A 22,555-nucleotide genomic window follows, 5' to 3' on the forward strand; every position below is an offset into this window, starting at 1 on the left:
TTGACCTGCGACAACACCGGCCGCGCGCATAAGCGCACAGTGGGTGTTCATCCACTGCGAGGATCACCCCATGCACCGGACCATGAAAGCCGCCGTCGTTCACGCCTTTGGCCAGCCGCTGCGCATCGAAGAGGTCAAGGTGCCGCTGCCCGGCCACGGCCAGATTCTGGTGAAGATCGAAGCCAGTGGCGTGTGCCACACCGACCTGCACGCCGCCGAAGGCGACTGGCCGGTCAAACCGAGCCTGCCGTTTATTCCCGGTCATGAAGGTGTCGGCTATGTCGCCGCAGTCGGCAGCGGCGTAACCCGCGTCAAGGAAGGCGACCGCGTCGGTGTGCCCTGGCTGTACACCGCCTGCGGCTGCTGCGAGCACTGCCTGACCGGCTGGGAAACCCTCTGCGCAGACCAGCAGAACACCGGCTACTCGATCAACGGCGGCTACGCCGAATACGTGCTGGCTGACCCGAACTTCGTCGGCATCCTGCCGAAAAATATCGAATTCGCCGAGATTGCGCCGATTCTCTGTGCCGGCGTCACCGTCTACAAAGGCCTGAAAGTCACAGGCGCACGCCCCGGCCAGTGGGTGGCGATCTCCGGCATCGGCGGGCTGGGTCATGTTGCGGTGCAGTACGCCAAGGCCATGGGCCTGCACGTGGCGGCCATCGACGTCGATGACAGCAAACTGGCCCTGGCGAAAAAGCTCGGCGCCAGCCTGACCATCAACGCCCTGAAGGAAAACCCGGTCGAGGTGATCCAGCGCGACATCGGCGGCGCCCATGGCGTGTTGGTCACTGCGGTGTCCAACAGCGCGTTCGGCCAGGCCATCGGCATGGCGCGCCGGCATGGCACCGTGGCCCTGGTCGGCCTGCCGCCAGGTGATTTCCCTACGCCGATCTTCGACGTGGTGCTCAAGGCCATCAGCATCACCGGCTCCATCGTCGGCACCCGCGCCGACCTGCAGGAGGCGCTGGACTTCGCCGCCGAGGGCCTGGTCAAGACCACCTACCACACCGACAAACTGGAGAATATCAACAGCATCCTTGACCAGATGCGCGCCGGGCAGATCGAAGGTCGGGTGGTCATGCAGCTCTAGGGTCTGTTGCCATTTCGTTCGCGGCCGCGCCGGAGCCAGTTTTAGCGCGGAGCAAGGCACGAGATGCGAAGTTTAGTGGGCTAAATGAGCCATCGAGAAACGCCGCATCGCGCTAAAACGGGCCCGGCCCTTCGGGTTGCGCGCAAAATCTCGCCATGCGTTGTTGGAGGACTTGGCAAGGGAACAACCATTACCGGCGTCCTCCGCCTAGCCTGGCGAGATTTTTCGCGGCAACGCGGCTTGCGACGAAACGGGAACAGACCCTAGGGTCTGCTGCCATTTCGTTCGCGGCCGCGCCGAAACGGCAACAGACCCTAATGAACCGAGGACCACACCACAGACCGCAGCCTGGCTGCGGTCTATACTCTGCGGTCTTCATCCAAACAAGGACGTGTTGTCATGAAACAATACCTTTCGCTCGCCGCTCTTGCCCTGCTCTCCTTTCAGGCCGCTGCCGTGGAGCTGGCCAAACACTCGCAAGTATTCGATGCCGGTCAGGGCGTCAGCCTGGCCCTTGCGCCCACCGCCGATGGTAGCCAGGCCTTAGTCCAGGTCAGCGGCATCAACCATCCGCTCGACGAAGTGGTGTTCCTCACCCAGGTTCGCGAATTGGGTAACGAACAGCGCGACTACAGCATCCTGCTCGACGGCCGCGCCTACAACCTGCTGAACAAGCGCCGTGCGTGGAGTGGCGAGAGCTTCCAGCTCAACCTGCCAGATACCCAAGGGGTTGAGTTGGGCTACAACGAAGAAAAGACCAAGGCACTCAAGCAAAGCGATCTGCTGGCGCTCTATCAACGCCAGGAAAGTGCCGGCGTACAAGCACGGCTGGCCACCTTTGACCGCGAGAAACGCGTGGCGCAGTACAGCAGCCGCCTGCACCAGATGGACAGCGAAGCCTCCGAGGCTTGCGACACGCCCCTGGTCACCCGCGTGGATTGGAGCGCCGTCACCGACGAGCAACTGATCAGCCTGAGCGTGCCGAGCTTCTGCGGCGAAGTGGTCAGCCAGATGGCCAACCTCTGTGGGCGTGCCGACACCTACAAAGCCGAGGCCCGCACCATCAAGGGCGTCGACTGCCAGTTCGGCGATGCCATGAAACTGCACGAGAAAGACGGCACCCTGCGCTTCAGCACGCGCCAGGATGAAGCCAATCAGGGCGATTTCATCAACGCCATCCTGCGCAATCGCTGATGGCTGTTGCCGCGGCCGCAGAACCTGCGCGCCGCGGCATATTTCTTGCGTTCTAACGGCCACCTGGACCAACCGGAACGCCCCATGTTGCACGCCCCTCTGACCACCCTGCATGTGGTGACGCTGATCCTGCAACGCTTCGCCGAGCAGCCGGCGCTCAGGCCACAATTGCTCGCCGCGAGCGGCATCAGCAGCGCTGACCTGACGTGCCCCGATACCCGCATCACCCGCGAGCAGGAGCTGCAGGTGTGTGCCAATGCCCTGCACCTGTGCGCCGATATCGGCCTGGAGCTGGGCCGCAGCCTGCACGTGTCGTCTTATGGGATGCTTGGTTACGCCGCCCTGTCGGCTGCCACCTTTGGTGACGCCTGGCGCCTGTTGCTGCAGTACCCGGCGCTGCTGGGTACCTACTTCCACCTGGAGCTGCAGATCGAGGGCGAGCAGGCCTGGGTCTGCGCCAGCGGTTATCGCAGCGCCGCGGCGCTGGAAGTCTTCAATGTGCAAATGTGCCTGGCCTCGCTCAAGCTGATCGGCGACGAGCTGCTCGGCCAGCCCCTGCCGCTGCAGCAGGCCGAGTTCTGCCATGCCCAACCTGAATACGTGGCGCGCTACGGGCAGAGCTTCCCCTGCCCGCTCACGTTCGAGGCCCAGCGCAATGCCTTCGCCTTTCCCGCCGCGCTGCTGGAGCAACGCCTGCCGCTGGCCGACCGCGTCACCCATGGCGAGATGGTTGAGCGTTGCCGCCGCCTGAATGCCGAATTCAGCAGCCGCCAGGCCTGGCTGGAGCGAGTTCGCCAGTTGCTCGCCGCACACCTGGCTACACCGCCGGGGCTGGAGAAGCTGGCGCAACAGCTGCACTGCTCGCCACGCACCCTGCGCCGCCATCTCCAGGCGTTGGGTACCAGCTATCAGGAGTTGCTCGACGAATTGCGTTTCGAGCGCGCCAAGGCCCTGTTGAACGACCAGGGCTGGCCGATCTGCCGGATCGCCGAGGACCTGGGCTTTAGCGAGAGCGCCAGCTTTCGCCACGCCTTCCAGCGCTGGAGCGGCGTGGCGCCGAGCCGCTTTCGGGCCTGAGCGATTACCGTGGCAGCGGCTTCAGCCGCGATAAAGGCTCGCCGCTGAAGCGCCTCCCACAGACGGGGCTCAGAGCGCCCTCCACCCTACGCGCACGCTGTGCTGCTCACTCTTGCGCCTTTACGTTGCGGTACATCTGCAGCCGCGCCGCCTCGTGCAGGCCACGGCTGAGGCCGAGCAGGCGCTGGAATTCCTCGGGGTGTTGGGCCGCCACATCGTCGCGCGGGATGGCCGAGGCCAGGGCGTGCAGGGTCGGCGAGCTGCCGTCGTGCTGCATCTGCAGTAAAAAGTCGCGGGTCACCGCGCCGATCACCGGGAAGCTGCCTTCCTGCAGCACCAGCGGCACCACTCGCTCACCTTCGCCAGCCGGCAGTTGAATGTCACGACCCAAACCGCCGTTGCGGTAGCTGACTCCAAGCAGGCCGGCGACGGTCGGCAGCAGATCGGCCAACCCAGTGGCCTGCTCGAAAACCCTCGGCTGCAACAGACCAGGCGCATGGATAATCAGCGGTACATGGTTGCTTTCCAGGCCCAGTTGCTCGAAGGCCGGCGGCATGTGCGGCAGCTGGCTGATGCGTGTGTTGTGGTCACCAAAGAACACGAACACCGTGTTGTGGTAGAAGCCACCGGCCTTGGCCAGCGCCATCAGTCGGCCGATGTTGAAGTCCAGCAGGCGCACCGCGTTGTACTGAGCCAGGCTGCGCGAGCCGTATTGCTGCACCTGCTCCAGGGGCAGGTCAAGGGCCTCGAAGCCGTCGTTATCCTTGGGAATGGTGAAGGGCCGGTGGTTGCCGGAAGTCTGCAGGTAGGCGAAGAACGGCTGGTCCTTGGGCAACGCGGCGAGGATCTGGCTGCTCTCCTTGAAGAAGTCCAGGTCGGAGATGCCCCACACGTCCACCTGGGGCGCTTGCCAGTCTCGCTCCTCATACAGCTGCACGCCATCGATGCTCTGGCGGATCATCGCGTTGATGTTGGCCCAGCCAGCATTGCCACCAATCATGTAGAACTTCTCGTAGCCCTCGAACGCGTTGATCAGGCTGTGCTGACGGGCGATCAGCGGGTTGCGCGTGGCCGTTTCCTGGCGGGAGACATCGGGAATGCCGGTGATGCTCGCCCAGACCGTTTTGGCGGTGCCGGTGACCGGCACATAGAAGTGCTTGAAGAACCAGCTCTCGCTGGCGAGCTTGTCGAGGTTCGGCGTTGGATTGAGCGGGTTGCCATAGGCACCCACGGCACTGGCGCCGAGGGATTCGAGCATGACGAAAACCACGTTCGGCGGGCGCTGTGTAGTCAACCGCTGGGCGTGGGGCCCTTGCTCACGGACGAAGTTCAGCGCGGTAGGGTCGCGCTGGGTAACGCCCAGGTAATCCGCAACCTGGGCATAGTGCGCCCGCGTCGCCGCCTCGTCGTAGGCACTGGGCTCGAGCTTGAGCGTGTCGACCAGAAACAGCACCGGGTTCAGGCCGATGGCCGCGACCTGGCTGTCGCCACTGTAGAAGGCATCGCTCCAGCGCAGCGGCACGGGGTTTTCCAGGTTCAGGCTGGCGACCCGGCCCAGCAGGCCGAACAGCAGCGCGATAAACACCACGACGCCCCCGCTGCAGGCCGCAACACGGCTGACCCGCACACCCGGCTCGCGGTCCAGGGTACGTCGCTCCAGGCGCAACAGCGCCCACAGCCAGAACGCTACACCCGCCAGCCAGGCCAGGGTTATCCACAGCACCGGGTAGGTCTGCCAGAGCATGCCGCTGGAGATGTGCGCGTCCTCGGCAAAGCGCAGCACCGTGGCGTTGAGGCGCACGCCCAGGTAGGCGTAGTGGCCGAAGTCGACAATGTAGAGCAGCCCCAGCACCGCCAGTACCAGGCCCAGGTAGCCGCGCACGAGCCAGCGAAAGCCGCTGAACCGGGCCAGGCGCAGCTTCGGCAGCGCCAGCAGCAGCGCAATCGGCAGCACCAGCAGCAGTGCCAGGCGCAGGTCGAAGCGCACGCCGATACCCAGGGTGCGCAGTACCGCCGGGTTATCGCGCAATGCCGCCAGGTCCAGCCCGGAGAAGCCGAACAGGAACAGCACGCGCAAGGCGACGAACAGCAGCAACAACAGCACGGTGACGCCGGCCAGATACTGCAGGCGGCGTGATCCCAGCCAGCTCATGGGTGATTCCTTGTGATCGTCGAGTGAAAGGCGGGACGCCGTGCCCGCAGCCAGTCCACGCCCGCCCGCGCCAAGGCGCCCAGGCAGTAAAGCGCGAGGAACGGGTCGAGCAGGTAATCCCAATAATTTGTCGAGGCTTTCAGGCGCAAGGTGAAGGCCAGGGTCGCCAGCAGCAGGAGCGCGGCACCCAGCCAGCAACGTCCCAGCGCCAGCATCAGGCTGAGCAGACCCAGCACCAGCAGCATGGGTCGCGGTGCGTAGCCGAGCTGGTAGGGGTCGCTGTAGCTCAGGCCCAGCGCCGCCGGATAGAGCAGCACCGCCAGGCCGAACAGCAGCCCCAGACTCAACAAGCGGTCACGAGCCGCAGCTAGCGGCAGGCCAAAGCGCTGCAACACCGCGCAGGCCAACAGCACCAGGCTGCTGATCGCCAGATCATCGGTATAGGTACGCAGGTGCAGCGCCAGGCTCAGCCCAGCCACCGGCAGGCTTCCGAGCAGGGCGCAGGCCAGTAGCTTGCCGAGCTGCGCGCCAGGGCCACGACCCCAACGGGCGATACACAGAAAGGCCAGCAGGGTAAAGGCCAGGTGCGCGAGCCAGAACTCAGTCATGGGGGCGGCGCTCCGACAACCAGGCTTCATTGAAGGCCAGGTGCTTGATGAACATGTCGTTCCACGAATAGACCAGGTGATAGGTGCCCGCCCGGTCCCGCGTGAAGTAGGGGTATTCGTACTCGAAGCCGCAGCCGTCCTCGGCACACATGCGCGTCTGCACCCGCTCGAGAAACGCCGCCTCATGCGCTGGGCGGCCGCCGCTGGCGCGGAATTTCTCGGCGATCAGCGCCGGGAAATCCTCGCGCGCAACCGCCTCGCCCCAAGGGTTGGGGGTTTCGTCCAGCTCGCCGTAGCTGCGCCAGTTCGTCAGGTTGGCATCGGTGCCGTAGAGGGTCAGGCGAAAGCGCCCGTCTTCCAGGTCATTCATCGCCACCAGCAAGCTGCCATCCGGGCGGCCGACTGCAGCCAGGGAGGAGTTGGGGTTGCTCGGCTCCAGCGGCTGCGGGGTGCTCCAGGTGCGTCCGGCGTCCTCGGTGCGGCTGGCCAGCACGCGGTGGTGGGTCTCGCCGGCATAGCGCAGCAGCGCCACCGCGCGGCGCTCATCCAGCGGCACCACGGTCGGCTGCAGCGAGTCGCGCCCTTTGCCAATGCGGTATTTGCCGAGCACCTCGGCATTGGCACTGAGCAGCAGGTACTCGGGAAACTTGCCGAGAAACTCGTGGTACACCGGCAAGCCGATGCTGCCGTCGGCGTGAAACACCGGCGCCCCGCGCACCAGGGTGCTGATATTGAGGAACGGCGTGGTGACCAGTTGCCGGGGTGCCGACCAGGTGGCGCCGAGGTCGTCGGAGACCATGGCGTTGATCGCACTACCGGCCCAACCGCCCAGCGACACCGAGACATAGAACAGCCACAGGCGATTATCCGGCGCCAGGCTGATCACTGGGTTGCCGAGCTTGCGGATGCGCTTGCCGACCGCCTGCTCGGTGGACTCGCGGGTCGCCAGGACCTGTTCCGGCCCCCACTCGCCGCTGGCGGCATCGAAACGCGCCGCGCGGATCTGCACATCCGCTGCGCCTTCACGGGTGCCGGCAAACCAGGTGGCCAGTAGATCACCCTCCGGCAGGCCGGTGATCGAGGCCGAATGGACGAAGTCATCCAGGGTCGAGGAGGCGAAGCTCGCCGCCAGGCGCGGCGCTGGCGTGGCGAGTGCGGGCGTCTGCAGAGCGAAACCGGCCACTGGCCGAGTACCAGCGCCCAGCCAGGCGATTACGAACACCGCAACCAGAACCAACACCACCACGGGGCGCAGCAGCGGTAATGCAGTGAGCGGCCTCATGGTGTTTGCGCAGCCCGTAACGCACCGGGCACCTCGGCCACCGGGGTCGCCGTGACCGGGGTCGCCGTCACCGGGTCGTAATACACCTCAAGGCGCTGGCCCTGGGCGTCGAAACCATAGATTTCGTAGCAGTTGCCCGGAGTGATGCGGAACTTGGTGATCTGCACGCCCTGACGCTTCAAGTGCTCGCGAAAACTCGACTCGGGCATCCAGCTCGCACGCGCGCTCGCTGGGCAATCGACATCGGCCTGCGCCGGCAGCGCCAGCAGCCCGAGGCTCAGCGCCAGCACGGAGGATGAGAGGGTCAAGCGGGGGTCGAACATGGCAGCACCCTGTAAAGCTGGTAAGGGGCACAGCCCCGACAGGGCGCCACAATGGGAATCTGAGGCTTAAGGGAAGCTTAAGGCACACGCCCTGTAACAGGTTCGACGGGCGCCTAGGGTCACGACACAAATAATTGGTCGCTATCTGTAGGAGCGAATTTATTCGCGATAATCCTCGAAAGCGCTGAAAGCGTCGCGGCTAAAGCCCCTCCCACGCAGCCTGGCATTTACAGACATTTGATTCGTGTCACGCAAGGAATTTGGCCATATCGATCCCCTTTTGGCCGTTGCCAGCGTTTTCTAAGCCCGCGGCGAGGCCAACAATGCAGTACACCCACCGCCGGAGCGCTGTGCGATGCGCACCTACTACAGCGACGACCATCACCTGCACCACGGCAACTGCGAGCTGATCGACGGGCAACTGATGCCCTGCTTCGAAAAACCGCAGCGCGCCGACCATATCCTGCAACGGGTCAAGGACCGCCAGCTCGGTGAGGTGCGCCCGCCCCGTGATTTCGGCCGCGCGCCGATCGAGCGCATTCACAGCGCTGCTTACCTGGATTTCTTCAAAGGCGCCTGGGAGCGCTGGAAGGCGCAGAACGGTAGCGGCGACCTGCTGCCGTTCACCTGGCCAGCGCGCACCCTGCGCCGAGTCATCCCCAGGGATTTGCACGGCCAGCTCGGCTATTACAGCTTCGACGGCGGCGCGCCGATCACCGCCGGCACCTGGCAAGCGGCCTACAGCGCCGCGCAAGTCGCCCTCAGCGCCCAGGCCGAGATCGCCGCGGGCGCCCACAGCGCCTTCGCCCTCTGCCGCCCGCCCGGCCACCATGCTGCCGGTGACCTGATGGGCGGCTACTGCTACCTGAACAACGCCGCCATCGCCGCCCAGGCCTTTATCGACCAGGGCCGCCAGCGGGTGGCGATTCTCGATGTCGATTACCACCACGGCAACGGCACCCAGGACATTTTCTACGCCCGCAATGACGTGCTGTTCACCTCGATCCACGGCGACCCGGCCGAGGAGTTTCCGTTCTTCCTCGGCTATGCCGACGAGCGCGGCACAGGCGCCGGTGAGGGCTATAACCTCAACTACCCGCTGGCCATGGGCAGCCCCTGGATGGTGTGGAGCGCGGCGCTGGATGACGCCTGCCAGCGGATTGCCGAATACGACGCCGAGGTCATCGTCGTCTCGCTGGGCGTGGATACCTTCAAGGACGACCCGATTTCCCAGTTCAAACTCGACAGCCCGGATTACCTGGCCATGGGCCGGCGCATCGCCGCCCTCGGCAAACCAACCCTGTTCGTCATGGAAGGCGGCTACGCGGTCGAGGCCATCGGCGTCAACGCGGTCAACGTCCTGGAAGGGTTCGAAGCAGCCAATTCGTAGGGTGGACGACGCTGTTTTCGTCCACCGTTAGGTGCCACATACCCGTGGTGGATGGATAAAGCGCCATCCACCCTACGCAAGATCAACAATCACACAGGGGTGCGAAACAATGACAACAATGAAACACCTACTCGCCGTCGCCATCTGCGGCGCAACCCTGCTGGCCACTGCGGCCCAGGCGCAAACGCCAGACAAGCCGCGCGAACTGCGTGTCTATAACTGGGCCGACTACATGCTGCCCGAGGTCCCCAAAGACTTCGCCGAGAAAACCGGCATCAAGCTGACCTGGGACGTGTTCGATACCAACGAGGCCCTGGAAGCCAAGTTGCTCACCGGCAACTCCGGCTACGACCTGGTGGTGCCGACCAACACCTTCCTCGACACCCAGATCAAGGCTGGTGTGTTCCAGCCCCTGGACAAGAGCAAGCTGCCCAACTGGCAGCACCTGGACCCCGGCCTGCTCGAACTGATGACCGCCAACGACCCCGGCAACCAGTACGCCGTGCCCTACATGTACGGCACCGTGCTGATCGGCTTCAACCCGGACAAGGTCAAGGCCGCCCTCGGCGCCGATGCGCCGGTGGACAGCTGGGACCTGATCTTCAAGGAAGAGAACATCAGCAAGCTCAAGCAGTGCGGCGTGGCCATGCTCGACTCACCCGGCGATATCCTGCCGATCGCCCTGCACTACCTGGGCCTGGACCCCAACAGCACCAAGCCTGAAGACTACGAAAAAGCCAGCGCACTGATGCTGAAGATCCGCCCCTACGTGGCCTACTTCCACTCCGCCAAGTACATGACCGACATCGCCAACGGCGACATCTGCGTGGCCATCGGCTATTCGGGCAGCTTCTATCAGTTCGCCAACCGCGCCAAGGAAGCCGGTAACGGCGTGGTGGTCGACTGGCGCTTGCCGAAAGAAGGCGCGCCGCTGTGGTACGACTCCTTCGCTATCCCGAAAAGCGCGAAGAACGTCAGTGAGGCCCACGAGTTCCTCAACAACCTGCTCGAACCGACAGTGGTGGCGCCGATCAGCGACTTCCTCGGCTACCCCAACCCGAACAAGGACGCCATGCCCCTGGTCGGTCCGGAAATCCGCGACAACCCCGGCCTGACCCCCACCGCCGAAGCGCAAAAAAGCCTCTACGTGCTGCAACCGCTGCCGCAGAAGATCGAACGCGTGCGTACTCGGGTGTGGAACACCATCAAGTCCGGGACGTGATCGCGGCAACGCGTTCGGTTTTCCGATTAGCCCGCGCGCATAAAGACGCCCAGCCGAACGGCTGGGCGTCTTTGGTTCGTTCAACACTAAAATTATTTTAATAATTTCAATGAGTTAAACAGACAAGCAAAACCTCGATGGCCTGGCATGCATCCTGCTCCCTGTCACGGCAGGAATGCGATAGCTCTTCCAGGCCAGCGGCCTAGGAGCCTGTCGAACTTGACGCTGTTCTACTGCGGAAAAGCCGGACTTGGCCATTTTTGCTGCTCTTTCTCGTTAAATAGCTCGCTATTCGCGGGGCGGCCATCCGCCTCGAAAGACCAACAAAACTGGCTCAACCCATGCTTCCCCTCGCGACGAACGGTCAAGCCCGACAGGCTCCTGCCGCCCAAATAAGAACAACATCGAGGAACCGATTCATGCGTTTTATCCCCCGCATACTGAGCACCGCCATTGCCGCCGCGCTGATCTGCAGCCCGGCCTTCGCCGCCGAGCTGACCGGCACCCTGAAAAAAATCAAAGACTCCGGCACCATCACCCTGGGCCACCGCGACGCCTCCATCCCCTTCTCCTATTTCGGCGACAACCCGCAGCAGCCGGTGGGCTACTCCCACGACCTGCAACTGAAAGTGGTTGAGGCGATCAAGCAAGAGCTGGGCATGCCGGACCTCAAGGTGCGCTACAACCTGGTCACCTCACAGACCCGTATCCCGCTGGTACAGAACGGTACCGTTGACCTGGAGTGCGGCTCCACCACCAACAACGTCGAGCGTCAGCGCCAAGTAGATTTCTCCGTCGGCATCTTTGAAGTCGGCACCCGCCTGCTGGCCAAGAAGACCTCCGGCGTCAGCGACTTCGCTGACCTCAAGGGCAAGAACGTGGTGACCACCGCCGGCACCACCTCCGAGCGCCTGCTGAAAATCATGAACGCCGACAAGCAGATGGGCATGAACATCATCTCGGCCAAGGACCACGGCGAGTCCTTCCTGATGCTCGAATCCGGCCGCGCCCTGGCCTTCATGATGGACGACGCCCTGCTCTACGGCGAAATGGCCAAAGCCAAGCAGCCGGCGGATTGGGCCGTGGTCGGCACGCCGCAATCCTTCGAGATTTACGGCTGCATGATGCGCAAGGGGGACGAAGGCTTTAAACAAGTGGTCGACCAGGCCATCAGCGCCACCTTCGCCTCGGGCGAGATCAACGCCATCTACGACAAGTGGTTCATGCAACCGATCCCGCCGAAAAACCTCAACCTGAACTTCCCCATGAGCGATGAGCTGAAAAAGCTGATCGCCAACCCCACCGACAAATCTGCCGAGCAGATCTGACGGTACACCTGGCGCCGCTTCACAAGAGCAGCGCCAGACGGGGAACCGGAAGCGGCCGTGCGCCGCTTCCTCTTTCAACCTGAATGGACCAGGGGCACGTCCGCTACCCGCGGACGGGGCAGGCACACGCGTGCCCGGCCCCCTCCAACCCACGGCCTATTCGCACCACCCGAGGGGCAACCCGTATGAATTACAACTGGGACTGGGCCATCTTCTTCAAGCCCACCGGTATTGGCAGTGAAATCTACCTGGACTGGTTTATCACCGGCCTGGGCTGGACCATCGCCATCGCCATCGTTGGCTGGATCATCGCCCTGGCACTGGGCTCGCTGCTCGGTGTCATGCGTACCGTGCCGAACCGCTGGATCGCCGGCGCGGCCACAGCCTACGTAGAGATTTTCCGCAATGTACCGCTGCTGGTGCAGCTGTTTCTCTGGTATTTCCTGGTGCCTGACCTGCTGCCCGAGCCGCTGCAAATCTGGTTCAAGCAAGACCTCAACCCCGCCACTTCGGCCTACCTGAGCGTGGTCGTGTGCCTGGGCCTGTTCACCGCCGCCCGGGTGTGCGAACAAGTGCGTACCGGGATCCAGGCGCTGCCTGCAGGGCAGACTGCTGCCGCCTATGCCATGGGTTTCAGACTGCCGCAGATCTACAGCAACGTGCTGCTACCCCAGGCCTACCGGATCATCATTCCGCCGTTGACCAGCGAGTTTCTCAACATCTTCAAAAACTCCTCGGTGGCCTCGTTGATCGGCCTGATGGAGCTGCTGGCGCAAACCAAGCAAACCGCCGAGTTCAGCGCCAACCTGTTTGAGGCCTTTACCCTGGCCACGCTGATCTACTTCACGCTGAACATGGGTTTGATGCTGCTGATGCGCGCGGTCGAGAAGAAAGTCGCCGTGCCGGGGCTGATTGCCGTGGGGGGTAAATGATGGATTTCAGTGCAATCGTGCCGGCCCTGCCAGGGCTGTGGGACGGCCTGCTGATGACCCTGCAACTGATGGTCATGGGCGTGCTCGGTGGCGTGGTACTGGGCACCCTGCTGGCCTTGATGCGCCTGTCGCACAACCGCCTGCTGGCCACTATCGCCGCCACCTACGTCAACTACTTCCGCTCGATCCCGCTGCTGCTGGTGATCACCTGGTTCTACTTTGCGGTGCCGTTCATCCTGCGCTGGATCACCGGCGAAGACACCCCGGTAGGCGCCTTTGCCTCCTGCCTGGTGGCCTTTGTGATGTTCGAGGCGGCGTACTTTTGCGAGATCGTGCGCGCCGGCATCCAGGCCATTCCCCGTGGCCAGATGGGCGCCGCCCAGGCCCTGGGGATGAGCTACGGGCAGACCATGCGCCTGATCATCCTGCCGCAGGCGTTCCGCAAGATGACCCCGCTGCTGCTGCAGCAAAGCATCATCCTGTTTCAAGACACCTCGCTGGTGTACACCGTGGGCCTGATGGACTTCCTCAACGCCGCCCGCTCGCGCGGCGACATCATCGGTCAGCCCCACGAGTTCCTGATCTTCGCCGGCCTCGTCTACTTCACGATCAGCTTCGCCGCTGCGCAAGTGGTGAAACTTCTGCAAAAAAGGTTAGCCGTATGATTTCCATCAAAAACGTCAACAAGTGGTACGGAAGCTTCCAAGTGCTGACCGACTGCAGCACCGAAGTGAAGAAAGGTGAAGTGGTGGTGGTGTGCGGCCCGTCCGGCTCCGGCAAGTCCACCCTGATCAAGTGCGTCAACGCCCTGGAGCCGTTCCAGCAGGGCGACATCGTGGTCGATAACACCTCCATCGCCGATCCCAGGACCAACCTGCCGAAACTGCGCTCGCGGGTTGGCATGGTGTTCCAGCACTTCGAGCTGTTCCCGCACCTGTCGATCAGCGAAAACCTGACCATCGCACAGGTCAAGGTGCTGGGTCGCAGCAAGGATGAAGCCATCGAAAAGGGCCTCAAACTGCTCGACCGTGTCGGCCTGCTGGCCCACGCCAACAAGCACCCCGGCCAACTCTCCGGCGGCCAGCAGCAGCGCGTGGCGATTGCCCGCGCGCTGGCCATGGACCCGGTGGTGATGCTGTTTGACGAACCAACCTCGGCGCTTGACCCGGAAATGGTCAACGAAGTGCTCGACGTCATGGTGCAGTTGGCCCAGGAGGGCATGACCATGATGTGCGTCACCCACGAAATGGGCTTTGCCCGCAAGGTGGCCGACCGGGTGATCTTCATGGATGCCGGGCAAATCGTCGAGGACTGTCCCAAGCAGGCATTCTTCGGTGATGTCAGCCAGCGCTCCGAGCGCGCCCAGCAGTTCCTCGCCAAGATCCTCCAGCACTGATCAGAACGGTGGGAGGCGCTTGAGGGCACCTCTAAAAACGTAAGCGAGGCAGGCAAGACAAGGCAAAAACGGCCGAGGAAGCGGAGTTTACGAGTTGTAAATGAGCATTCCGAGGCCGTTTTTAACGCAGTATTGCCAACGCAGGTAGTTTTTAGAGGTGCCCTTGAGCGGCGACGGAGCGGCGCTTGTCGCGGCTCAGGCCCCTCCCACAGATCCCCCGGCAGCTACCCAGCCACGGATGACTGTGATGCAATGCCCCGTCATACGCCTACGCCACCTGCCGCCAGCCCTGACCGTGAAGCCACGCCTTGCTCGCCTGCTCCTGCTGATCCTCTTGCTGCTCCTGCTGGTGCTGGGCTGCGGTTATGCCGGCTATTACCTCAGCGAACGCAGCGGCATCCGAGACCTGGCCGAAAATGGCGAACGCCAGCTTGAACTGAACGCCCGCGCGGTAGAAAGCGAGATCACCAAATACACCTACCTGCCCAGCCTGCTGGAGCTGGATTACAACGTCACACGCCTGCTGCAAACCCCTACCCCCTATCGTCGCCAGTTGGTCAACGACTTCCTCGAAGGCCTCAACCAGCGCAGCGGCAGCCTGGCGATCTACGTGCTCGACCGCAGCGGCCGGGTGCTGGCCACCAGCAACTGGCGCCAGGCGAGCAGCTACCTCGGTGAAGACCTGTCGTTTCGCGCCTACTTTCAAGATGCCGTGCAGGGGAAACCGGGGCGCTTCTACGGCATCGGCAGCACCACCGGCGAGCCCGGCTATTACCTGGCCCACGGCCTGAAAAGAGGCGAGCAGATCATCGGCGTGGCGGTGGTCAAAGTGCGCCTGGACAGCCTCGAACAACGCTGGCAACGCGCCCGCCTGGAGGCCTACGTCAGTGACGAAAACGGCATCATCATCCTGTCCAGCAACCCCAGCCGGCTGCTCAAGGCCATCCACCCCCTGGGGCCGAACACCCGCGAGCGCCTGGCGCGCAGCCTGCAGTACCACTGGTGGGCGCTGGAAGAACTGCAACCACTGAGCCGCCGCTCCCTGGGCAACGGCCTGGAGCAGGTCAGCTTTGCCGCCAACCCCCAGACTCAGCCCCTGACCGGGCCGAGCACCTACCTGGAGCAAACCCGCCCGCTCGACGACACCCCCTGGCACCTGACCCTGCTCACCCCGCTGCACGACCAAAAGCGCGCCACATTCAGCCACGCACTGCTGGCCGCTGGCGCCTGCACCCTGCTGATCGTCCTCGGCCTGGCACTCAACCAACGGCGCAAAGTCATTGCCACCCGCCTGGCGGCTCGCGAAGCGCTGGAAAAAGCCAACAACGAACTGGAACAACGCATCGCCGAGCGCACCGCCGACCTGCAGGCCAGCAACCAGCGCCTGCAAGCCGAAGTCCGCGAGCGCCAACAGGCCGAAACCACCCTGCGCCAGGCCCAGGACGAACTGGTGCAGGCCGGCAAACTGGCGGTGATTGGGCAAATGTCGACCAGCATCGCCCACGAACTCAACCAGCCCCTGGCCGCGCTGCGCACCCTGTCGGGCAACACCGTGCGCTTCCTCGCACGCGGCGCCCTGGATGTGGCCAGCAGCAACCTGCACACCATCGGCGAACTGGTCGACCGCATGGGCAGAATCACTGCCAGCCTGCGCGCCTTTGCCCGCCGCGGCGGCGATCAGGGCGAAGCCAGCCTGGAACAAGCGGTGGACGCCGCCCTGCTGCTGGTCCAGGGCCACCCAGGCTTCAACACCCTCATCCTGCACCGCGACTACCCCCAAGGGCATGCAGACGTGCGCCTGGCCATCGAGCAAACGCGCCTGGAGCAGATCCTGGTCAACCTGATCGCCAACGCCCTGGATGCCATGAGCGCACAACCCGACCGCCAGCTCTGGCTCAGCGGCCGCGACGACGACACCCGCTACCTGCTCTGCGTGCGCGACAACGGTCCTGGCATCCCCGCGCCGGTGCGTGAGCACCTGTTCGAGCCATTCTTCACCACCAAACCCGGCGAAAAAGGCCTGGGCCTGGGCCTGACGCTGTCCGCCAGCCTCGCCGCTGCCGCCTCCGGTAGCCTGACCGTGCACCACCCACCTGAGGGCGGCACAGCCTTTGAGCTCAACCTGCCGAAAGCCGTCATCCGCCCGGAGAGCAGCCCCCATGCATGAACCGCTGAGCGTTCTGATCGTCGAAGACGACCCCCTGGTCCTGCTCGGTTGCCAGCAAGCCCTGGCTCTGGAAGATATCCACAGCATCGGCGTCGGCAGCGCCGAAGAAGCCCTGCAACGCATCGACGCGAACTTCGCCGGTATCGTCGTCAGCGATATCCGCCTACCCGGCATCGATGGCCTGGAGCTGCTCGCCCGCCTGAAACAGCGTGACGCCGGCCTGCCCGTGGTGCTGATCACCGGCCACGGCGACATCAGCATGGCGGTCAGTGCCATGCGCGACGGCGCCTACGACTTCATGGAAAAACCTTTCTCCCCCGAGCGCCTGGTCGACGCCGTGCGCCGCGCCCTGGAGCAGCGCAGCCTGGCCCGCGAAGTAAGCGCCCTGCGCCGCCAACTGGCCGGCCGCCAAACCTTGGAGCAACGCCTGATCGGCCGCTCGCCCGCCATGCACAAACTGCGCGAACTCATCGCCAATGTCGGTGATACCTCAGCCAACGTGCTGATCGAAGGTGAAACCGGCACCGGCAAGGAAATGGTCGCACGCTGCCTGCACGACTTCAGCCGCCGCCAGGCCAAACCCTTCGTTGCACTCAACTGCGGCGGCCTGCCGGAAAACCTGTTCGAGAGCGAAATCTTCGGCCACGAGGCCCATGCCTTCACCGGGGCCGGCAAACGGCGCATTGGCAAGATCGAACACGCCAACGGCGGCACCCTGTTTCTCGACGAGGTCGAGAGCATGCCGCTCAACCTGCAGATCAAACTGCTGCGCGTGCTGCAAGAGCACAGCCTGGAACGCCTCGGCTCGAACCAGAGCGTAGCGGTGGACTGCCGGATCATCGCCGCCACCAAGTCCGACCTGGAGCAGCAAGGCAAGGCCGGGCAATTTCGCAGCGACCTCTACTACCGCCTCAACGTGGTCACCCTGGCCCTGCCCCCGCTGCGCGAGCGGCGCGAAGACATCGCCCTGCTGTTCGAACACTTCCTGCAACTGGCCGCCCTGCGCTTCGACCGCCCGGCGCCAACCCTCGACCGCCGGACCCTGACCCGCCTGATGGCGTATGACTGGCCCGGCAATGTACGCGAGCTGCGCAATGTCGCCGAACGCTTCGCCCTCGGCCTGCCCGCGTTCAAAGACAGCGATCTGGGCAACGCCAGCAGCCCCAGCTTCGCCGAAGCGGTGGAGGCCTTCGAGCGCAACCTGCTTACCGACGCCATCGACCGCAACGCCGGCAACCTCAGCCAAGCGGCCCTGGCCCTGGGCATGGCCAAGACCACGCTGTTCGACAAAGTGAAGAAGTACGGGCTTTAACCGCTCGGCTGCACATCCGCCAGGCACTGCTGCATGGCCTCGAGGTCGTCGAACAGCAGGCGCATGATCGCGACCAGTTGCGGGTCGAAATGCTGGCCGGCCTGCTCAAGGATGTAGGCCTGGGCATTTTCGGCAGTCCAGGCCGGCTTGTAGGGTCTGCTCGAGCGTAAGGCATCGTAGACATCACAGAGCGCCACGATGCGCGCCGAGAGCGGAATCTCTTCACCACTCAGGCCCTGTGGATAACCGCTGCCATCCCATTTCTCATGGTGGTTCAGGGCGATTTCGGCGGCCAGTTCCAGCAACGGTGAATACTGCTCGTCGCGCAGGATGTCGTGGCCGATGCGTGCATGCCGGCTCATCAGCGTGCGCTCTTCATCCGTCAGCCGCCCAGGCTTGAGCAGGATGGCATCGGGGATACCGATCTTGCCAACATCGTGCATGGGCGCGGCCTGGCGCAACAGCTCGACCCACTCGGGTTCCAGGCCCAGGGCGCGACCGATCAGTGCGGCCGATTCGCCGATGCGCATGATGTGGTTGCCGGTTTCGTTGTCCTTGTAATCCGCCGCCCGAGCCAGGCTGCGGATCACCGACTGAAAGCTCTGGTCGAGGGCCTGGGTGCGCTCACGTACTTTCTCCTCCAGGCTGTCGCGCTCGTGCTGCAGCGCCTTGCTGGCCTGGCTCAGCTCAAGGTTGTTGCACACCCGCAGGAGCAACTCCGGCAGGTCGAGGGGCTTGCTGACGTAATCGTTGGCGCCCAGCTCCAGGCCACGCCGGCGATTCTCGGCATCGCTCAGGGCAGTGACCAGAATCACCGGCGATGAGCAGCGCTTGCGCCCACCCAGTTGCCGAAGAATCTCGAAACCATCCGGGGCCGGCATGTCCAGGTCGAGCAGCAGCAAATCCCAGGGATTGTTCAGCAACCAGTCGAGGCCCGCCGCCGAGTCGCTGAAGGCGCGTACCTGGCGCAGGCCCAGCGCACGCAGGCTGGATTCGAGCAGACGCAGGTTGGCGGCCACATCATCGATGACCACCACACTGGCAAAACGTAAGGACTCACACAGCATGGCCGGTTACCTCCTGCAGCAGTGCGCTGACCAGGCGCCGCAGCTCGTCGATATCAATAGGTTTGCCCAACAGGCCCTGACAGTTAAGCGCCATGGCCCGGGCGATGTCGTCTGCCGCTGCGGCGCTGAGCACCACCACCGGTAAGTGCTGAGTTGCCGGGTTCTGCCGCAAGCGCGCCAACAGCTCGCCACCACTCAGGCCTGGCAGGTTGAGGTCGAGCAGCAGCAGGTCCGGGGGCTCGGCGAGCAAACGTTCGAGGGCAGTACTGCCGTTGCTGGCGAGGCTGACCCGCGCGATGTCTTCAAGGGCCTGACGCACCAGAAACTGGCTGGCCGGGTTGTCCTCAACGTAAAACACATGGGGCTGCGTGTGCGCACCCTGCGTAACCACGCTGTCGTTGCCCACCAGCGGCAGCTCGATCCAGAAGCAGCTACCCACTCCGGGCTCGCTGCGCAGGCCCATGCGCCCGCGCATCTGCGTGGCGAACTCGCGGCACAGCGCCAGGCCGATGCCCGTGCCCTGAATGGTGGTGTTTTCCCGACCCAGGCGCTGGAAGGGCTCGAAGAGTTTCTCCTGCTGGGCATCGCTCAGCCCCAGGCCGGTGTCCTCGACCAGCAAGCGCACCTGGCCAGCCACCCGCTGATAACCGAGGCTGATGCGCCCGGCCGGGCTGTTGTACTTGGTGGCATTGGACAGCAGATTGAGCAGCACCTGGCGCAAGCGGCGCGGGTCGGCCTGAACCTGCAGGGGGTGTTCAGGCGTGTGCAGCACCAGGTTCAGGCCGCGTTCGGCGACCTCCACGCGAACCAGTTCGGCGCACTCGGTCAGGATGTCGCCAACGTCCACCCATTGCAGCTCCAGCCGCGCTGAATCGGCCTGAATGCTCGACCAGTCGAGGATGTCACTGACCAGATGATTGAGGTGGCGGCTGGCGCTGAGGATTTCCTCGACATACTCCGGTGCGCCGTCGCGCCCCTCGCCTTGATGCTCCATGCGCATCAGTTGCGCGAAGCCCTGGATGGCATTGAGCGGGGTACGCAGCTCGTGGCTCATGCTGGAGATAAACCGCGCCTTGGCCTTATCCGCCGCCTGGGCCTGCTCGCTGGCATCGCGCAACGCCGCCTCACTGCACTTGAGGGCATTGATGTCGACCAGGGTACCGGCCAGCAACGCCGACTGACCGCTGTGCGGGTCATGCTCGAGAACGCGCCCTCGCCCCAACAGCCAGTGATAGACGCCAGCCGCGTCACGCATACGGAATTCCACTTCATAGCGCGCGCTCAGGCCGTCGCGTACTCGCTGTACGGCAGTACGCAGGGCGGGCACGTCATCGGGGTGAACGTGGGCGAGAAAGGTTTTTTCATCCAGCGTTTCGCTTGCCAGGCCAAAGCGGCTGCTCAGGCGCCCGCGCAGATGGATCTGCGCCGTATCGAGGCGGTGTTCCCACAGGCTCTCGGTGGCACTTTCCAGCACCAGTTCCAAGCGCTGCTGCGAGGCCGAACGCTGCACCTCGCTGGTTTCCAGCTGCACACCCATATCGGCGGTCTTGTCTGCCATGACGTCCAGCTCATGAATATCCGAGTGGACCGCCGCTGGGCGCCAGCGGCCGTTGCCAATCTCCCGCATCATCGCGGAGATGCCATCGATGGGGCCGAGCAGATGCTGACTCAACTGGCGGGCACGCGCCCACATAAAGGCGAAAAACAGCAGGTAGAAACCGAATAACCCGGCGATCAGCAGGTAGCCAATCTGCTGGTAGCGGCTGGCCAGGGCTTCGGTCTGGCTGAACACGGCGGCTTCGTCCACCACGGTCAGCAGGTGCCAGCCGGTCTGGGCGATGGTGGTCCAGGCCACCAGGTGCGGGCGATCGCCAAGCATTAGCGCATGCACGCCCTGCGGGGCCGCGGCGATGGCGCTGGCCAGGGACTGGGTTTCGCTGCGCTTGGCGAGGTTGAAGTCGGCCGGTTTGAAGGTTTCCTGGCGGATCGCTTCCTCGTAGGAGTGGCTGGTCAGTTCGTCCAGGCCGAAATCGTCTTCGCCCGGCTCCGGCAGCGCCATGATGTCCAGGGTGCTGCTGACCAGCATGGCGTAGCCGTTCCAAGGCACTTCAAGCTGGCCGATCTGCGCCAGAATGCCGCCCACGGTGATGTCGACGCCGATCACCCCTTCGAGGAACTGTTCGCGGTACACCGGGGCGATGGCCGACATCATCCAGCCCTGCCCTGCCGGGTCCAGGTACACGTCGGTCCAGACCACTTTGCGCTCGGGGTTGTGCGTCGCATCCGCGAGGTAATAGAAGTTGTAGTCGGGGATGACCATGTCGTGCGGGTACTGATCCGGGGTCAGGAACCAGGGGTAGATATGGTTGTAGCTGTCCCAGCTGTTGAAGTAGAGGCTGGCAATCAGCGGGTTGCTGCCCTTGAGCTCCTTCATCAGCGGATCGAGTCTGGCCAGACGCGCGACTTTGCGCAGATCCTGGCGTGCGGCTGGCGTGGTGTTGGAGTAGAAGGAGGCGGCGCCACCGTTATCGCGCGGGCTGTGGCGCACCCCGGAGTCGGTCAACGCCAGTTCGACAGACTGCTCAGGCTGGGCGCCCAGCAGGGCGCCCGTGGTGAGGTTGCGATAAGCGTCAGCCAGGCGGCTGACCCCCAGTAACTGCTCGTCGACCACGCGAGTTTCCAGGGCAGCGGCAGCTTTCAAGTCAGCGAGTGCGGTCTGGCGCAGGTAATCGATCTGCGCATCGCGGATGGCACTGTTGCTCAGCAGGTAAATGGCGACCAGGCCAGCCTCCACCAACACCAAGGGAATCAGGGCGCTGCGGACGAAGGCTCGCCAGATCCATTGGCGCAGGCCGTGAGCAGGGGTGGGGGGCATGATGACAGCTCTCCAGTGTTGATTAGAGCAGCCCTAGGCCTGCCCTCAGTGCGATATCAAAATAATATCACCCGGAACTTTTCCCGTATCTCCACCCTTGGTAGGGGCCAGCCCTGCGCTCAGACCTTACCCACACCAGTTTCCAGCTTGTCCCAGAGTTGGGTGACGGTAGCCTTGCGCAGCAGCGCGCAGCGGTACAGGCGGATTTCCAGCGGCACCTGCCACTGCTCACCGCCACAGATCGCCAGCTCACCACGGGCCAGTTCGGCGGTTACCGACAGGCGCGGTACCCAGGCCACACCCATGCCCTGCAGCGCCATGCTCTTGAGGCTGTCGGCCATGGCGGTTTCATACACTGTGGTGGAGCGTAGCCCCCGCTGGCGCAACAGCAAATTGACCGAGCGACCAAGAAAGGCCCCGGCGCTGTAGGCCAGCAACGGCAGGCTGTGGCTGCCTTCCAGCTCGAACATCGGCCGGCCGCTTTCATCCACCGCACACACCGGGAGCATTTCGGTGCGCCCCAGGTGCAGCGAGGGGAACAGTTCGGGGTCCATTTGCAGGGAGGCGTCGGGGTCGTAATAGGCCAGCATCAGGTCGCAGGCACCGTCGCGCAGGGCATGCACGGCCTCGCCGACGTTGGTCGCCACCAGCCGGGTGGTCAGCGGCAGGCCCTCGTGACGCAGGCGCGCGATCCACTCCGGAAAGAAGCCCAGGGTCAGCGAATGCGCGGCGGCAATCTGCAGCACCTCGCCCTGTTGACCCTCCAGGTGGTGCAGATGGCGCACCACCTCACCCAACTGGTCGACCAGGCTGCGCGCGGTCACCAGAAACAGCTGGCCCGACTCGGTCAGCTCGATCGGCGTGTGGGTGCGGTTGACCAGGGTCAGCCCCAGGGCGCTCTCCAGGCTGCGGATGCGTCGGCTGAAGGCCGGCTGGGTGACAAAGCGCTTTTGCGCCGCCTGGGAAAAACTGCGGGTGGCGGCCAGGGTGACGAAGTCTTCCAGCCATTTGGTTTCCAGGTTCATCTCTTCTCCGCAAAGTCGATATCGAGGCAAGGCACTGTGGGAGGCGCTTCAGCGGCGATGGTCGCGGCTAAAGCCCCTCCCACCCTACTACTCTCACAAGGACGCTGTACGT

The 22,555-nt window shown here is 64.0% G+C and carries 18 protein-coding genes; 11 read left to right on the plus strand and 7 right to left on the minus strand.

Annotated elements, in window-relative coordinates; all coding sequences use genetic code 11:
* Positions 1 to 70: 70 nt before the first annotated feature.
* From adhP to BMW49_RS06860, 3 genes are all read left to right on the plus strand, one after another.
* Positions 71 to 1,093, plus strand: coding sequence for an alcohol dehydrogenase AdhP (adhP, locus tag BMW49_RS06850; RefSeq protein ID WP_069516584.1), 1,023 nt, complete (start codon positions 71 to 73; stop codon positions 1,091 to 1,093).
* Between the two features lie 399 nt (positions 1,094 to 1,492).
* Positions 1,493 to 2,287, plus strand: a complete 795-nt coding sequence (locus BMW49_RS06855; protein WP_069516585.1) for a hypothetical protein — start codon at positions 1,493 to 1,495, stop codon at positions 2,285 to 2,287.
* A gap of 84 nt (positions 2,288 to 2,371) precedes the next feature.
* Positions 2,372 to 3,364 carry an AraC family transcriptional regulator gene (locus BMW49_RS06860; RefSeq protein ID WP_069516586.1) on the plus strand — a complete coding sequence of 331 codons (993 nt, stop codon included), beginning with the start codon at positions 2,372 to 2,374 and terminating at the stop codon, positions 3,362 to 3,364.
* Positions 3,365 to 3,470: 106 nt separating this feature from the next.
* Here the strand turns inward: BMW49_RS06860 and BMW49_RS06865 are convergent, their stop codons facing one another.
* The 4 genes from BMW49_RS06865 to BMW49_RS06880 are packed head-to-tail and all read right to left on the minus strand — an operon-like array spanning position 3,471 to position 7,729.
* Entirely contained in the window at positions 3,471 to 5,516 is a 2,046-nt protein-coding gene (locus tag BMW49_RS06865) for an LTA synthase family protein (protein WP_069516587.1), read from the minus strand.
* A complete protein-coding gene (locus BMW49_RS06870) occupies positions 5,513 to 6,124 on the minus strand; it encodes a hypothetical protein (protein ID WP_069516588.1) in 612 nt (203 codons plus the stop codon). The genes BMW49_RS06865 and BMW49_RS06870 overlap by 4 nt, the downstream gene beginning before the upstream one ends.
* A complete protein-coding gene (locus BMW49_RS06875) occupies positions 6,117 to 7,406 on the minus strand; it encodes a sialidase family protein (RefSeq protein ID WP_069516589.1) in 1,290 nt (429 codons plus the stop codon). Before BMW49_RS06875 ends, BMW49_RS06870 begins: the two co-directional genes overlap by 8 nt.
* Positions 7,403 to 7,729 carry a PepSY domain-containing protein gene (locus tag BMW49_RS06880; RefSeq protein ID WP_069516590.1) on the minus strand — a complete coding sequence of 109 codons (327 nt, stop codon included), beginning with the start codon at positions 7,727 to 7,729 and terminating at the stop codon, positions 7,403 to 7,405. Before BMW49_RS06880 ends, BMW49_RS06875 begins: the two co-directional genes overlap by 4 nt.
* Positions 7,730 to 8,084: 355 nt before the next feature.
* On the opposite strand from BMW49_RS06880, the gene BMW49_RS06885 reads away from it, so the two are divergent.
* The 8 genes from BMW49_RS06885 to aauR all read left to right on the plus strand — a co-directional run bounded on the left by BMW49_RS06885 (position 8,085) and on the right by aauR (position 17,476).
* Positions 8,085 to 9,119 (plus strand): histone deacetylase family protein, encoded by a 1,035-nt coding sequence (locus BMW49_RS06885; protein ID WP_069516591.1) that lies wholly within the window; start codon positions 8,085 to 8,087, stop codon positions 9,117 to 9,119.
* 109 nt (positions 9,120 to 9,228) lie between these two features.
* Positions 9,229 to 10,341 carry a polyamine ABC transporter substrate-binding protein gene (locus tag BMW49_RS06890; protein WP_069516592.1) on the plus strand — a complete coding sequence of 371 codons (1,113 nt, stop codon included), beginning with the start codon at positions 9,229 to 9,231 and terminating at the stop codon, positions 10,339 to 10,341.
* Positions 10,342 to 10,760: 419 nt separating this feature from the next.
* Positions 10,761 to 11,669 carry a glutamate/aspartate ABC transporter substrate-binding protein gene (locus BMW49_RS06895; RefSeq protein ID WP_069516593.1) on the plus strand — a complete coding sequence of 303 codons (909 nt, stop codon included), beginning with the start codon at positions 10,761 to 10,763 and terminating at the stop codon, positions 11,667 to 11,669.
* 185 nt (positions 11,670 to 11,854) lie between these two features.
* The gene (locus tag BMW49_RS06900; RefSeq protein WP_069516594.1) at positions 11,855 to 12,601 is read left to right on the plus strand and encodes an amino acid ABC transporter permease; all 747 of its coding nucleotides are present in this window, start codon (positions 11,855 to 11,857) and stop codon (positions 12,599 to 12,601) included.
* Entirely contained in the window at positions 12,598 to 13,266 is a 669-nt protein-coding gene (locus tag BMW49_RS06905; protein ID WP_167362782.1) for an amino acid ABC transporter permease, read from the plus strand. Before BMW49_RS06900 ends, BMW49_RS06905 begins: the two co-directional genes overlap by 4 nt.
* On the plus strand, positions 13,263 to 13,997 hold the full coding sequence (locus BMW49_RS06910; protein WP_069516596.1) for an amino acid ABC transporter ATP-binding protein: 735 nt from the start codon (positions 13,263 to 13,265) through the stop codon (positions 13,995 to 13,997). The genes BMW49_RS06905 and BMW49_RS06910 overlap by 4 nt, the downstream gene beginning before the upstream one ends.
* A gap of 247 nt (positions 13,998 to 14,244) precedes the next feature.
* Entirely contained in the window at positions 14,245 to 16,164 is a 1,920-nt protein-coding gene (locus BMW49_RS06915) for a sensor histidine kinase (RefSeq protein ID WP_069516597.1), read from the plus strand.
* Positions 16,157 to 17,476, plus strand: a complete 1,320-nt coding sequence (aauR, locus tag BMW49_RS06920) for a two-component response regulator AauR (RefSeq protein ID WP_069516598.1) — start codon at positions 16,157 to 16,159, stop codon at positions 17,474 to 17,476. Before BMW49_RS06915 ends, aauR begins: the two co-directional genes overlap by 8 nt.
* Here the strand turns inward: aauR and BMW49_RS06925 are convergent.
* From BMW49_RS06925 to BMW49_RS06935, 3 genes are all read right to left on the minus strand, one after another.
* Entirely contained in the window at positions 17,473 to 18,543 is a 1,071-nt protein-coding gene (locus tag BMW49_RS06925; RefSeq protein ID WP_069516599.1) for an HD domain-containing phosphohydrolase, read from the minus strand. The genes aauR and BMW49_RS06925 overlap by 4 nt on opposite strands.
* Positions 18,533 to 21,418: a hybrid sensor histidine kinase/response regulator gene (locus tag BMW49_RS06930; RefSeq protein ID WP_069516600.1), complete on the minus strand. Its 2,886-nt coding sequence runs from the start codon at positions 21,416 to 21,418 to the stop codon at positions 18,533 to 18,535. Before BMW49_RS06930 ends, BMW49_RS06925 begins: the two co-directional genes overlap by 11 nt.
* A gap of 119 nt (positions 21,419 to 21,537) precedes the next feature.
* Positions 21,538 to 22,443 (minus strand): LysR substrate-binding domain-containing protein, encoded by a 906-nt coding sequence (locus BMW49_RS06935; RefSeq protein WP_069516601.1) that lies wholly within the window; start codon positions 22,441 to 22,443, stop codon positions 21,538 to 21,540.
* Positions 22,444 to 22,555: the final 112 nt, after the last annotated feature.

The organism is Pseudomonas cuatrocienegasensis (genome assembly GCF_900110925.1).
Lineage (GTDB): Bacteria > Pseudomonadota > Gammaproteobacteria > Pseudomonadales > Pseudomonadaceae > Aquipseudomonas > Aquipseudomonas cuatrocienegasensis.